The organism is Bradyrhizobium sp. LTSP885, assembly GCF_000938305.1.
In the GTDB taxonomy this organism is placed as follows: Bacteria; Pseudomonadota; Alphaproteobacteria; order Rhizobiales; family Xanthobacteraceae; genus Bradyrhizobium.
Map to the genome: position 1 here is coordinate 13,444 of NZ_JYMT01000008.1, position 13,911 is coordinate 27,354.

Annotated in this window: 9 protein-coding genes; 7 read left to right on the forward strand and 2 right to left on the reverse strand. The window is 64.1% G+C overall.

What is annotated here, in order from left to right:
• The first annotated feature begins 409 nt into the window (after positions 1-409).
• The 6 genes from UP09_RS06105 (at position 410) to UP09_RS06130 (ending at position 7,900) form a co-directional block, all read left to right on the forward strand.
• Entirely contained in the window at positions 410-3,256 is a 2,847-nt protein-coding gene (locus UP09_RS06105) for a bifunctional transaldolase/phosoglucose isomerase (RefSeq protein ID WP_044537182.1), read from the forward strand.
• Between the two features lie 12 nt (positions 3,257-3,268).
• Positions 3,269-4,252 carry a phosphogluconate dehydrogenase (NAD(+)-dependent, decarboxylating) gene (gene gnd, locus UP09_RS06110; protein ID WP_044537183.1) on the forward strand — a complete coding sequence of 328 codons (984 nt, stop codon included), beginning with the start codon at positions 3,269-3,271 and terminating at the stop codon, positions 4,250-4,252.
• 67 nt (positions 4,253-4,319) lie between these two features.
• Positions 4,320-5,825 (forward strand): glucose-6-phosphate dehydrogenase, encoded by a 1,506-nt coding sequence (gene zwf, locus UP09_RS06115; RefSeq protein WP_044537184.1) that lies wholly within the window; start codon positions 4,320-4,322, stop codon positions 5,823-5,825.
• Between the two features lie 2 nt (positions 5,826-5,827).
• A complete protein-coding gene (gene pgl / locus UP09_RS06120) occupies positions 5,828-6,580 on the forward strand; it encodes a 6-phosphogluconolactonase (RefSeq protein ID WP_044537185.1) in 753 nt (250 codons plus the stop codon).
• Positions 6,573-7,097: a gluconokinase gene (locus UP09_RS06125; RefSeq protein ID WP_044537186.1), complete on the forward strand. Its 525-nt coding sequence runs from the start codon at positions 6,573-6,575 to the stop codon at positions 7,095-7,097. The genes pgl and UP09_RS06125 overlap by 8 nt, the downstream gene beginning before the upstream one ends.
• Positions 7,094-7,900: a Cof-type HAD-IIB family hydrolase gene (locus tag UP09_RS06130; RefSeq protein ID WP_044537187.1), complete on the forward strand. Its 807-nt coding sequence runs from the start codon at positions 7,094-7,096 to the stop codon at positions 7,898-7,900. Before UP09_RS06125 ends, UP09_RS06130 begins: the two co-directional genes overlap by 4 nt.
• A 70-nt stretch (positions 7,901-7,970) precedes the next feature.
• On the opposite strand, the gene UP09_RS06135 is transcribed toward UP09_RS06130, so the two are convergent.
• Positions 7,971-9,779 (reverse strand): glycoside hydrolase family 15 protein, encoded by a 1,809-nt coding sequence (locus tag UP09_RS06135; RefSeq protein WP_044537188.1) that lies wholly within the window; start codon positions 9,777-9,779, stop codon positions 7,971-7,973.
• A gap of 20 nt (positions 9,780-9,799) precedes the next feature.
• Positions 9,800-11,752 carry a 4-alpha-glucanotransferase gene (malQ, locus tag UP09_RS06140; protein WP_044537189.1) on the reverse strand — a complete coding sequence of 651 codons (1,953 nt, stop codon included), beginning with the start codon at positions 11,750-11,752 and terminating at the stop codon, positions 9,800-9,802.
• Between the two features lie 200 nt (positions 11,753-11,952).
• Here malQ and UP09_RS06145 point away from each other — a divergent pair, with 200 nt between their 5' ends.
• Positions 11,953-13,902: an alpha-1,4-glucan--maltose-1-phosphate maltosyltransferase gene (locus UP09_RS06145; protein ID WP_044537190.1), complete on the forward strand. Its 1,950-nt coding sequence runs from the start codon at positions 11,953-11,955 to the stop codon at positions 13,900-13,902.
• Positions 13,903-13,911 lie beyond the last annotated feature (9 nt).

The following is a 13,911-nucleotide window of genomic DNA, read 5'->3' on the forward strand; positions in this document are numbered from 1 at the left end:
ATTGCGGCAGGATGCGACGCCACGGCTTGTCGGCGCGATTTCGAAGGACGGAATTGAGCTCGCCGCCTGCGCCAACACCATGAAATCGCAGAACATCAGCCTGCACGACCTGCTGCCGGCTTCGTCAGTCCCGACTGGGGTGAGGTGGTCCGCCTCGCCGAGCTGCAGTCACAGGGTTACCTCTATTTGCGGCCATGAGCAGATCGCGCGCTGTCATAAAAATGCGCCGAGATCGGGCTCTGCTCGAAATCGGAATCCCGGCGGGATCGAACTGATGTGAACGGCGTTATGGTCTGGGACCACTGATATTCCATCCGGGCCCCCCACCTCTGTTGACAATCCGCCCCCGCCCCCGAAAGCTGCCCGGGAACCTAAAAATCGACCCTCGATCGAACGAGAACAGGCACCCATGAATCCCGTCAAAGCACTCGAAAACCACGGCCAGGCAGTCTGGCTCGACTTCCTGGCCCGCGGCTTCGTCACCAAGGGCGACCTGAAGCGGCTAATCGAGACCGACGGCGTCAAAGGCGTGACGTCCAACCCCTCGATCTTCGAGAAGGCGATCGGCAGTTCGGACGAATATGACGGTGCGATCGGCCAGGCCCTCAAGAAAGGCGACCGCTCGGTCGCCGACCTGTTCGAGCATGTCGCGGTCGAGGACATCCAGCACGCCGCCGACGTGCTGCGCCCGGTCTATGACCGGACCCATGGCGGCGACGGTTTCGTCAGCCTCGAAGTGTCGCCCTATCTCGCCATGGACACCAAGGGCACGATCGCGGAGGCCGAGCGGCTCTGGAAGGACGTCCATCGCAAGAATTTGATGGTCAAGGTGCCGGCGACGCCGGAAGGCCTGCCCGCGATCGAACATCTGATCGGCGAAGGAATCAGCATCAACATCACGCTTTTGTTCTCCCAGAAGGTCTACCGCCAGGTCGCGGAGGCCTATCTGAAGGGGCTGGAGACCTACGTTGCCAAGGGCGGTGATCCCTCACATGTCGCAAGCGTCGCCAGCTTCTTCGTCAGCCGCATCGATAGCGCGGTCGAGAAGCAGCTCGACGAGAAGATCGCGAAGGCCAACGATCCCACCGAAAAGGAGCGGCTCGCCGCGCTGAAGGGCAAGGTCGCGATCGCCAACGCCAAGCTGGCCTACCAGGACTACAAGCGCCTGTTCGCGGGCCCGCGCTGGGACAAGCTCAAGGCCAAGGGCGCGAAGCCGCAGCGGCTGCTGTGGGCCTCGACCGGCACCAAGAACAAGGACTACCGCGACGTGCTCTATGTCGAGGAGTTGATCGGCCCCAACACCGTCAACACCGTGCCGCCGGCGACGCTCGACGCGTTCCGCGACCACGGCAAGCCGCGCGATAGCCTCGAGGAGAATGTCGACGACGCCCGCCGCGTGCTGGAAGAGCTGGAGAAATCCGGCGTCTCGCTCGAAGCGATCACCAAAGAACTGGTGAAGGACGGCGTCAAGCTGTTCGCCGACGCCGCCGACAAGCTTTACGGCGCGGTCGCCCACAAGCGCGCGACCTCGCTCGGCGGCGGGATCGACCACCAAAAGCTCGCGCTTGGCGCAAGCGTCGAGAAGGCGGTCGAGAAGAGCACCGAAGAGTGGCGCGCCTCGGCAAAAATCCGCAGGCTGTGGCAGAAGGACAAGTCGGTGTGGACCGGCGATGACGAGAACAAATGGCTGGGCTGGCTGACGAGCGCCGCCTCGGCTGACGTCGCCGACTACGAGGATTTCGCCCGGCGCGTGAAGGGGCAGCATTTTACCGATGCCGTGGTGCTCGGCATGGGCGGATCGAGCCTTGGACCGGAAGTGCTGGCCGACACCTTCCCGCACAAATCCGGCTTCCCGAAACTGCATGTGCTCGACTCCACCGATCCGGCGCAGGTCCGCGCGATGGAAGCCTATGTCGACATCTCGAAGACGCTGTTCATCGTCTCCTCTAAATCCGGCGGGACCACCGAGCCGAATGTGATGAAGGACTATTTCTTCGATCGGGTGGCAAAGGCGATCGGCAAGGACAAGGCCGGCCACCGCTTCATCGCGGTGACCGATCCCGGCTCGTCGCTGCAGAAGGTCGCAATCAAAGACGGCTTTGCCCGCATCTTCTACGGCGATCCCACGATCGGTGGCCGCTATTCCGTGCTGTCGCCGTTCGGCCTGGTGCCGGCCGCCGTCGCGGGCATCGATATCCGCAGCATGCTCAGCCATACACTGTCGATGGTGCGCTCCTGCGGCGCCGACGTGCCGCCGCAGGAAAACCCCGGCGTGCAGCTTGGGTTGGCGATGGGCATCGCAGGCCTCGAAGGCCGCGACAAGGTGACGATCTTCGCCTCGCCAAAGGTCGCCGATTTCGGCGCCTGGGCTGAGCAGTTGATCGCTGAGTCCACCGGCAAGGACGGCAAGGGACTGGTCCCGATCGAGGGCGAGACCATTGGTGCTCCTGCCGTTTATGGCAACGACCGCTTCTTCATCGACTTGCGCACCGAAGGCGAGGATGAAGCCGCGCATGAGAGCAGGCTCGCGGCGATCGAGGCCGCTGGCCATCCGGTCGTGCGCATCGTCATGAAATCGATCGACCATATCGGCCAGGAGTTCTTCCGTTTCGAGATCGCGACCGCGGTGGCCGGCTCGATCCTCGGCATCAACCCGTTCAACCAGCCCGATGTCGAAGCCGCCAAGATCAAGACCCGCGAGCTCTCGGCTGCGTTCGAGAAGACCGGCGCGTTGCCGAAGGAAAAGCCGTTGGTGTCGTCGGCGAATGCCGATCTCTACACCGACGGCCAAAACGCCGAGGAGTTGCGCAAGGCCGGCGCCAATGGCGACCTCAATTCCTGGATCAAGGCGCATCTTTCGCGCTCCGGCCGTGGCGACTATGTCGCCCTGCTCGCCTATATCGAGCGCGACGGCGACACCATCGACGCCATGCAGGCGATGCGGCTGAAGGTGCGCGACGCCAAACACCTTGCGACCTGCGCCGAATTCGGCCCGCGCTTCCTGCATTCGACCGGACAGGCCTACAAGGGCGGGCCCGACAGCGGCGTGTTCCTGCAGGTGACGGTCGACGACGCCCAGGACCTGCCGGTGCCCGGCCAGAAGGCGAGCTTCGGCGTGATCAAGGCGGCGCAGGCGCGCGGCGATTTCGACGTGCTCACCGAGCGCGGCCGGCGCGCACTCCGCGTCCATCTCAAGGGCGACCTCGCCTCCGGGCTCGCGGCGCTTGATGCCGCGATCTCCGCCGCGCTGAACTAAGGGAGCCCTGCGATGCAACTCGGCATGATCGGCTTGGGACGGATGGGCGGCAACATTGTCCGCCGCCTGATGAAGCAAGGCCACACCACCGTGGTCTACGACAAGGATCCGAAGGCGGTCGCGGCGCTCGCCGCCGACAACGCCACGGGCGCCTCGTCACTGGAGGATTTCGTCCTCAAGCTGGAAGCGCCGCGCACGGCATGGGTGATGCTGCCGGCCGGCAAGATCACCGAAGCCACCATCGAGGCATTGTCAAAACTGATGCAGCCCGGCGACGTCATCATCGATGGCGGCAACACGTTCTGGCAGGACGACGTCCGCCGCGGCAAATCGCTCAGGGAGCGCGGGCTGCATTATGTCGATGTCGGCACCAGCGGCGGCATCTGGGGCATCGACCGCGGCTACTGCATGATGATCGGCGGCGACAAGGCCGTGGTCGACCGGCTCGATCCGATCTTCAAGACGCTGGCGCCCGGCATCGGCGATATCCCGCTCACACCCGACCGCGAGGGCCGCGATCCCAGGATCGAGCAGGGTTATATCCACGCCGGTCCGATCGGCGCCGGGCATTTCGTCAAGATGATCCACAACGGCATCGAATACGGCCTGATGCAGGCCTATGCCGAAGGTTTCGACATCCTCAAGAACGCCAACATCGAGGCGCTGCCGCCGGACCATCGCTTCGACCTCGATATCGCTGATATCGCCGAGGTGTGGCGGCGCGGCAGCGTGATCCCGTCCTGGCTGCTCGACCTCACCGCATCGGCGCTCGCGGGGAACCATACGCTCGACAATTACTCAGGCTTTGTCGAGGATTCCGGCGAGGGACGCTGGACCGTCAATGCCGCGGTCGATGAGGCCGTGCCGGCCGAAGTGCTGACGGCTGCGCTCTACACGCGCTTCCGCTCGCGCAGGGATCATACCTTCGCCGAGAAGATCCTCTCCGCGATGCGCGCAGGCTTTGGCGGCCACAAGGAACCGCCCAAGAAAGCGTAACGAGAAATCGTAATAAGAAGGCATAAGGTGCAGGACGGTATTGCAGGAAGCATTGCAGGAATCATGAATGGCTGACGCTCAGAAGAAACCCGATCCCTGCTCCTTCGTCATCTTCGGCGCCACCGGTGACCTCGCGCACCGGCTGGTGATCCCGGCGCTCTATAACCTCGCGGCATCAAACCTGCTGCCGGAGAAGTTTTGCGTGGTCGGCATCGCCCGCAAGGGCATGTCGAACGACGAAATGTCCGACAGCCTGCAGAAGGGCCTGCGACAGTTCGCAACGCGCCCGATCGACGAAACGGTCGTCAAGCGGCTGTTCGCATGCGTCACCTCGATCGAGGCCGACCCCAGGGACCCGGCGTCCTTCGATACGATGAACGAACAGCTCGACAGGCTCGAAACGGCGCGTGGAACGGGCGGCAATCGCCTGTTCTATCTCGCGACGCCGCCGAGCGCCTTCCTGCCGATCAGCGAACAGCTCGGGCGCACCGGCATGCTGACGGAGAACGGGGCGTGGCGGCGTCTGGTCGTCGAAAAACCGTTCGGCACTGATCTCGCATCAGCCAAGGCGCTCAACGCCGCGCTCTTGAAGCTGGTCGATGAGCACCAGATCTACCGGATCGATCATTACCTCGGCAAAGAGACCGTCCAGAACATTTTGGTGCTGCGCTTTGCCAACGGCATGTTCGAGCCGATCTGGAATCGCAACCACATCGACCACGTCCAGATCACCGTCGAGGAGAAGCTCGGCGTCGGCCACCGCGGCAGTTTCTACGACGCCACCGGTGCGCTGCGCGACATGGTGCCGAACCATCTGTTCCAGCTGTTGTCGCTGGTGGCGATGGAGCCGCCTGCACGGTTCGATGCGCATGCCGTGCGCTCGGAGAAGGCCGAAGTGCTCAGCGCGATCCAGCTCCAGAGCGAGCAGGAAGCGCTGAACAATTCGGTACGCGGGCAGTATCGCGCCGGCAAGGTCGGCGACACCGAAATCGAGGACTATCTGAAGACCGAGGACGTCAAGCCTGACAGCACCACCGAAACCTATGCTGCGCTGAAGTTGACGATCGACAATTGGCGCTGGGCCGGCGTTCCCTTCTATCTCCGCACCGGCAAGGCGCTCAACACCAAACGCACCGAGATCGCGATCAAGTTCAAGCAGGCGCCGATTGGCATGTTTCGCGACACTCCGGTGGATCGCCTGTCGCAGAATTTCCTGATCATCTCGACCGAGCCGACCGAAGGCATCGAGCTGCAGTTCAACACCAAGGTGCCGGGCCCGGCGATCGACATCGACGGCGTCGAGATGAAGTTCCGCTACAAGGACTACTTCAAGGCGGAGCCATCCACCGGCTACGAGACGCTGATCTACGACTGCATGATCGGCGACAACATCCTGTTCCAGCGCGCCGACAGCGTCGAGGCCGGCTGGCAGGCGGTGCAGCCCTTCTTTGATGCCTGGAAGAACGCCGGCGGGCGCGGCCTGCAGCCCTACAAGGCCGGCAGCAGCGAAGGGCCGGAGGCTGCCAACGCACTGCTGACGCGCGACGGCCGCAGCTGGCGAAAGCTCAGCTGACCATGGCAGGGAGCGGCGAGCGCAGGATCATCACCGTCGCCGATCCGGCAGCGTTGGCGAAGACGGCGGCTGAGCGCGTGATCGCAAAGATTGCCGAAAACAACAGTCGCGTGGCGGTCTGCCTCACCGGCGGGTCGAGTCCGAAAGCGCTGTACGAACTGCTGGCGACACCGGAGTATCGCGGCAGGATTCCGTGGGACCGCGTGCACTGGTTCATCGGCGACGAACGCCTGGTGCCGCGCAAGGACCCGCTGCACAATATGAGCATGGCGCGCCAGGCTTTCCTCGATCGCTGCGCGCCGGCCGCCAATGTCCATCCGATCCCGACCGATACTGCCAACCTCAAGGATCCGGACAAGAGTGCCGCGCTCTACGAGAACGAGCTGATGGCGTTCTACGGCGCGGAGCAGCTCGATCCGGCGCGGCCGCTGTTCGACCTCGTGCTGATGGGCGTCGGTCCCGACGGCCACACCGCCTCGCTGTTTCCCGGTTACCCCGCGGTCGAGGAGACCGCGCGCTGGGTGGTCGGGGTGCCCAAGGCCAATGTCGAGCCATTCGTGCCGCGCGTCTCGCTGACCCTACCCGCGCTCGCCTCGTGCCGCGAGATGCTGTTCGAGATTGCCGGCCAGAGCAAGCGCGCGATCTTGACGCGGCTCTTCGCAGGCGAGAACCTGCCGGCGAATCGCGCGCGATCGATAAGAGAGACCATCTGGCTCGTCGATCAGGCCGCGCTGCCGGAGGATTTTCGTGGCTGATGGACAAAATCCTTGCGCGCTGGTCGTGATGGGCGTCTCGGGTTCGGGCAAGAGCACCATCGCCGATCATCTTGCGGTCAGGATCGGCTGGCGCTTCGAGGATGGCGACGCGTTTCACCCGCCAAGCAATGTCTCGAAGATGCATGCCGGGCAGCCGTTGACCGACGAGGACCGCTGGCCGTGGCTCAGGGCCATCGCCGCGGAGATCGACCGGACCTGCAAGGTGAGTGAGCGTACGGTGATCGCCTGTTCGGCCCTGAAGCGCAGCTATCGCGACATCCTCGTGCATGGCCGCCGGGATGTCCGCATCGTGTTCCTCGACGGCACACTGGAGCTGATCGCCTCGCGGCTGATCGCACGCAAGGACCATTTCATGCCGCCCGAGCTGCTGGCGAGCCAGTTCAGGACGCTGGAGCCACCAACACCCGATGAACGGCCGATCACGGTTGCGATCGACCGTCCCGTCGAGACCATCGTCGAAGACATTGTCAGCAAACTCAACCTGGACCGACCATGACCCGCACCGCCCTTGTCGTATCCGACGTCGACGGCACGCTCCTGACCAAGGACAAGATTTTGACCGACGACGCCAAGGCGGCGGTCGGCAAGCTGCACGCGGCCGGCATCGGCTTCACCATCGTCTCCAGCCGGCCGACGATCGGAATGGGCTTCCTGGTCGCGCCGCTCGGTATCACGCTGCCGATCGGTGCCTTCAACGGCAGCTCGATCGTCGACGCGCAGCTGAAGCCGGTCGCGCAGCATCTGATCCCCTCCGCAGTGGCAAAGCGCTGCATCGACCTGCTCACCGACCATGGTGTCGACATCTGGCTGTTCACCAACGACAAATGGCTGACGCGGAATCCCGAGGGTGAGTATACCGCCCACGAGCAGCGCACGATCAAGCACGATCCCACCATCGTCACGGACTTCACGCCCTACATCGGTCAGGCCTGCAAGATCGTCGGCGCCAGCTCGGACGCGACGCTGCTGCAGCGCTGCGAGGCGGAGATGCAGCAGGCGGTCGGCAACCAGGCGATCGCGGTCCGCTCGCAGACCTACTATCTCGACGTCACGCCGCCCGGCCACGACAAGGGGACGTTCGTTGTGGATATCGCGAAGCGTCTCGGCGTCGCGCTCGAGAATGTCGCCACCATCGGCGACATGCAGAACGATCTGCCGATGTTTGCGAAGAGCGGCGTCTCCTTCGCGATGGGCAATGCCAGCGACGACGTAAAGGCGCGCGCGACTGACGTGACCGAGACCAACGAACACGACGGTTTCGCGCGCGCAATGGACATTGTGCTGAAGACCGGTCGTTAGAGCGTTTTCGAGCGAAGTGGATACCGGTTCGCGTAAAGAAAACGCGTCAAAACAAGAATCTAGAGCGCGGTTACTGCGACCGCTGCACCACCGGCTTCTCGGCCGCGGCCCTGGCGTCGCTGAGATTGTGCGCAGTGTTGATCAGCGCGATATGGGTTAGCGCCTGCGGGAAATTTCCGGTCTGCCGGCCGGCGCCGCTGTCGAACTCTTCCGCCAGCAGGCCGAGATCGTTGGCGACCGCCACCACGCGGTCGAACATGGTTTGGGCCTTGTCGATATCGCCCGCCAGCACATAGGCATCCGCGAGCCAGAGGCTGCAGGCCAGGAACGCGCCCTCGATCGGTTGCGTTTCATCTGACACCTCACGCGGATCGTGGCGCAGCACGAAGCCATCACGCATCATGTATTTTTCCACCGCATCGATCGTGCCGCGGATGCGCGGATCGGCCGGCGGCAGGAAGCCGACCGACGGCAGCAGCAGCAGGCTGGCATCGAGCACCTTTGAGCCATAGGATTCGACAAAGCTGTTGAGGTCGTGATCGAAGCCCCGCTGGCAGACGTCGCGATGAATGGCCTCACGCAGCACGCGCCATTTGACCAGCGGTGCCTTTAAGCCGAACCGCTCCGCGCTCTTGATGGCGCGGTCGAACGCGACCCAGCACATTACCTTGGAGAACACATAATGCCGAGGTGCGTCGCGGCGCTCCCAGATCCCGTGATCCGGCTTGTCCCAGACATCGGCGAGATGATCGACCACCGTGCACTCCAGAGACCAGTTCTCCTCCTCGAGCTCCAGCTTGGCCATGCGGGATTGGTGGAAGGCGTCGATCAGCTCACCATAGACATCGAGCTGCAGCTGCGCATGCGCGGCATTGCCAACCCGCACCGGCTGCGCCCCTTCATAACCGGGCAGCCACTCGGCCTCCCATTCCAGGAGCCGCCGCTGACCCATGATGCCGTACATGATCTGCATATCCGCCGGCATACCCGCCACCGCCCGCAACAGCCAGTTGTGCCAAGCCGCCGCCTCCTCGGTATAGCCTGAGTTCATCAGCGCCAGCAGCGTGAAAGTGGCGTCGCGCAGCCAGCAGAACCGATAGTCCCAGTTGCGCGCACCGCCGAGTTTTTCCGGCAGCGACGTCGTCGGCGCCGCAACGATGCCGCCGCTTGGTGCGTAGGTCAGCGCCTTCAGTGTGATCAGCGAACGCATCACGAGGTCGTGGTGACGTCCGCCGTCATAGGTCGAACGGCTGGACCATTCGGTCCAGTAGTCCTCGGTGTCCTTCAGTGCTGCCTCGGGATCAAGCAGCGCCGGCACCGGCAGATGCGAAGGCCCGTAGGTGAGCACAAACGGGACGGTGTCTCCCTCACCGACTTCGAAGTCGGCGACCGTGGTCATGTCCTCACCGCGGGTCTCAACCGGCGTTCGCAGCACGGCCATGTCAGGCCCGCTGATCGCCAAAAGGCCTGGGCCGTCCGGGTTCTTCTTCACCCAGGGCACGCCACCGCCGAAACCAAAGCGGATCACCAGCTCCATATGCATTTTCACGCGGCCACTGAGTCCCCGAACCAGGCGGACCACATCGGATGCATGGCCGCGCGGCGGCATGAAATCGATCAGCGCAACCGCGCCGCTTTCGGTCTCGAACCGCGTCTCCAGGATCAGCGTGTCGCCCTTGTAGCGACGCGACGTTCCGGTGATCTTCTCGGCCGGCGTGATCAGCCAGCGGCCGTTCTTCGAGGTGCCGAGCAGCGCCGCGAAACAGGCGTCGGAATCGAAAGCCGGCCAGCACAACCAGTCGATCGACCCGTCGCGGCCGACCAGCGCCGCGGTCTCGCAATCGCCGATCAGTCCGTAGTCTTCAATGCGCGAAGGCAAATGCTGTGCTCCGTTCCGGATCAGCTGCCGCCCGACCGCTCGCGGGTCGCGCGCTTGAGCGCATCGATGTCGATCGCCGATGCGAGATGCTCGATAGAGACCGGAAGCCTCCGGCGCCAGTTCGGATGTTCGTTGACGGTGCCGGGAATGTTGGGCTGGTCGGTCAGGCCGAGCAGATCCTCCATCGACACCGCCATCATGCGCGACCGGGTTCGTGCCAGGAAGCTCGCCACCGCATAGAGATCGTGGTTTGGGATGCCGTGCCGGCGCAGCAGCTCGTCGAGCTGGCCGAGCGCATCCCAGCGCCCCTGGTCGGTTTCACCGGGATCGATCCCGAGCGCGCGCTTGGTCTTGAGATCGCTGAACGACCGCCAGCCGGCGTAGGTCGAGAGGTCGTGGGTGTTGAAGGTGACGAGCGCGTCCGCAATGTAATAGTCGGCGTTGCGGAAGACGCCCTGGTCGTCCTGCTCGAACATCATCACCAGATAGGACCAGATGCCCCAGCCGTTCATTTGCTCGCGGAAACCCTCCGGCACCGTGCCGAGGTCCTCACCGATCACGACGCAGCGATTGGCGACGCTCTCAAGCGCGGTCGCGGCGAGCAGCGCCTCGAACGGCATCTGCACATAGGCGCCGTTGGCCGGGCCGAAGCCACGCGGCACGAGGTAGAGCCGTCGCAACCCGAACGCATGGTCGAGCCTGACCGCGCCGGCATGACGCATCGAGGTACGCAACATTTGCCTGAACGGCTCGAAGGCGCGCAGTTCGAGGCCCGCGGCATTGAAACCAGCGAGCCCCCAATCCTGGCCGGCGGTGTTGAGCGGATCCGGCGGCGCGCCGACGCCCAGATGGCGCGAGATCGCGATCTGCTCATTCCACGCGTCGAAACCATCCGACTGAACGCCGACGGCGACGTCGAGATAAAGCCCGACCCGCATACCGAGCTTGTGCGCGAGCGCCTGGCAGGCGCCGAGCTGCTGATCGGCGATCCACTGCACGAATTCGACGAACTCGACCTCTGCGGCTGTGTCGCGGTCCTTGCGCAGCCTGGCACAGGCCGTCGCGCCGGGCTGCCGCCATTCGTCCGGCCACTCCCACCACGGCGCGTTGAACTTGTGTCTCATCACCTCGAAGCAGGCGTAGCGCGACAGCAACTCGCCGTGTTCGCTGCGATAGGCTTCGAAAGCTTGCCAGCGGCCGAGACCCGGATTGGTCTTGAACGACGCAAAGGCCGTGCGCAACGCGCGCCACTTCAGCGGGGCCACCGCGACATAATCGACGAGGTCGCGGGTGCGCAGCTGCGCCAGCGCGGCCCGCGTCTCCGCATCGATCTTGAATTCGGGGATCTTCTCGACGTCGATGTAGAGTGCGTTGAGGAACAGCCGGCTGTTCGGTGAGTAAGGGCTGCAATCGCCGGGCCGATCATCGAACAGCGCGTGCAGCGGATTAAGCCCGATGCCGTCGGCGCCGACCTGATGCGCGAATTTGAGCAGGCCCTCGAGATCGGTGAAATCGCCGATACCCCAGTTGCGCGCCGACCGCATGCCATAGAGCTGGACGGCGATCACCCAGCAGCGGTCGAAATCGCCGCCGAAGGCCTGTTCGGGGGCAACCAGCAGCGGCAGATCTTCGCTCGCGCCCGATGCATCGGCTACCTGCAACCGATACACGCCGTCAGGCAAATCCGCCGGCCACGCGAGGCTCCGCTCACGCGCCTCGCCTTGCACGCGCACCGCCGCGCCATCCATGATCTTCCAGCGCACCGGGAGCGGGGCGACTTCCGGCAGCTCGGTTCGCTCGGCGCGGCCGGAGCGAATGACGACCGGCTCGGCAATGATGCGCCGCGCCGGCTGCGGCGGGAGCGCTTCGAGGATCGCCGAAAGCGCCTCAGGCGTCGTCACACGGCGTTGACCGTGACCGTCGATAAATTCGGTCTGAATTCCCAGGGTCTTGGCTTTGGCGTAAAGGTCCATACGGCACGCTGCTTGCACGCAACGGTACTGACGTCGTTGCGAAATTGTTCAGATACGGGAAAGGGTTAGACGATGCTTAACGCTCAGCCCGGGTCGGGGTTCCCTGGGAACCAATGTCCGGCGTGCGGCTTTCTATATGGTCTGGCACGCCTCCTTCCCGCGGCGCGGACGTCTTTTGCCTTTTTGATGGCGGCATCACCGTGAACAAAACTGCCCGACCTGTCGAGAGTGCCGGCGGCACTTTTCATATCAGCGACGTCTATCCGTCGGTCGATGGTGGCCGTTTTGCGGTCAAGCGCATCGCGGGCGAGCCTGTCGAAGTCTGGGCCGACATCTACCGTGACGGACAGGATGTGATCGCTGCCGCGCTGGTATGGCGTCATGACGCGGGCGGCGAATGGCAGCGCACGCCGATGACACTGCACAGCAACGACCGCTGGGGTGGCGTATTCGTCCCGGATCAGCCGGGCCGCTATGTCTACGCGATCGAGGCCTGGACCGACGAATTCGCCAGTTGGCGGCAGCGTTTCGAGCAACAGCAAGCAACCCGCAGCGACCTCACGCTGGATGCGATCGAAGGTGCAGGCATGCTGACCAAGGCGCATGCCGGCAGCCCGGCGGACGCTGCCGTGATCATCAAGCAATGCGAACTTTACCTTGCGACCGGCGAGGCTGGCGCACTGCTCGCACCGGAATTGAAGCAGGCGATGGCCGATAGCCAGTATCGCCCCGATTTGACCCGGTCACCGCTGTTTCCGCTCGTCGCCGACCGGCCGAGGGCGCGGTATGGCGCCTGGTACCAGATGTTTCCGCGCAGCCAGGGCAAGGTGCCCGGCGAGCATGCGACCTTCAACGATTGCATCGCGCGTCTCCCCGACATCGCGGCGATGGGCTTCGACGTCGTCCATCTCACGCCGATCCATCCAATCGGACAAGAGCGCCGCAAGGGCCGCAACAACGCGGCCATTGCACAGCCTGGAGACCCCGGCAGCCCCTACGCGATCGGCTCGGCCGAAGGCGGCCACGACGCCGTGCACCCGCAACTCGGCACGCTGGACGATTTCCGTGCCTTCGTCGCGGCGTGCCAAGCGCATGGCATGGAGGTCGCGCTCGACTTCGCCGTGCAGTGCTCGCCCGATCACCCCTGGGTGAAACAACATCCGCAATGGTTCAAGCGACGCCCGGACGGATCGATGCGCACCGCCGAGTATCGGCCGCAGCGATGGGACGATGTCATCAATCCCGACTTCGCCGGCGAGGATGCCGGCGCGTTGTGGCACGCGCTGCGCGACGTCGTGCTGTTCTGGGTCGACCAGGGCGTCAGGATCTTCCGAGTCGACAATCCGCACACCAAGCCGCTGCCGTTCTGGGAATGGCTGATCCGCGAGGTGCAGCGCCACGATGCGAACGTGCTTTTCCTTGCGGAAGCCTTCGCGCAGCCAAAGGTGATGAAGGGCCTGGCGAAGCTCGGCTTCACGCAGTCCTATACCTATTTCACCTGGCGGACGCAGCGAGCGGAGCTCGAGCAGTATCTCGGGGAATTGATCGGCTACCCAGAGCGGGACTTCTTTCGGCCGAATTTCTTCGTCAACACGCCTGACATCCTGCCCTTCCACCTGCAAAGCGGCGAATCCTGGATGTTCAAGTCGCGTCTCGCACTGGCCGCGACGCTATCGAGCAGCTACGGTATCTACAGCGGCTTCGAGCTGCTGGAGCGTGCGCCAATCCCCGGCCGGGAAGACTATCTCAACTCCGAAAAATACGAGATCAAGGTTCGGAACTGGGAGCAGCCGGGCAATATCAAGCCCTATGTCACAGCGCTCAACCGGATCAGGCGCGACAATCCGGCGCTGCGACAGACCGCCAATTTGCACTTTATCGACATCGAGGACGACAATGTGATCGGCTTCGTCAAGGAATCAGTCGACCAGAGCGGTGTGATCGTGGCCGCGATCGCATTGACCCGCGATGCGCGCGAGGTCTGGCTTGCGCTCGGCGACATCAAGGTCGGCCGCGGCGATGCGCGCCGTTCCGTCACGGCCGTGGAAGATCTCGTCACCGGCGCGCGTCATGCGCTCGAATGGGGCGGCGTGCGCCTGCGTATCGATCCCGGGCGCGATCCCGCGCTGCTGTTGCGCTGCGTGGCCTGAGGGAGCCAT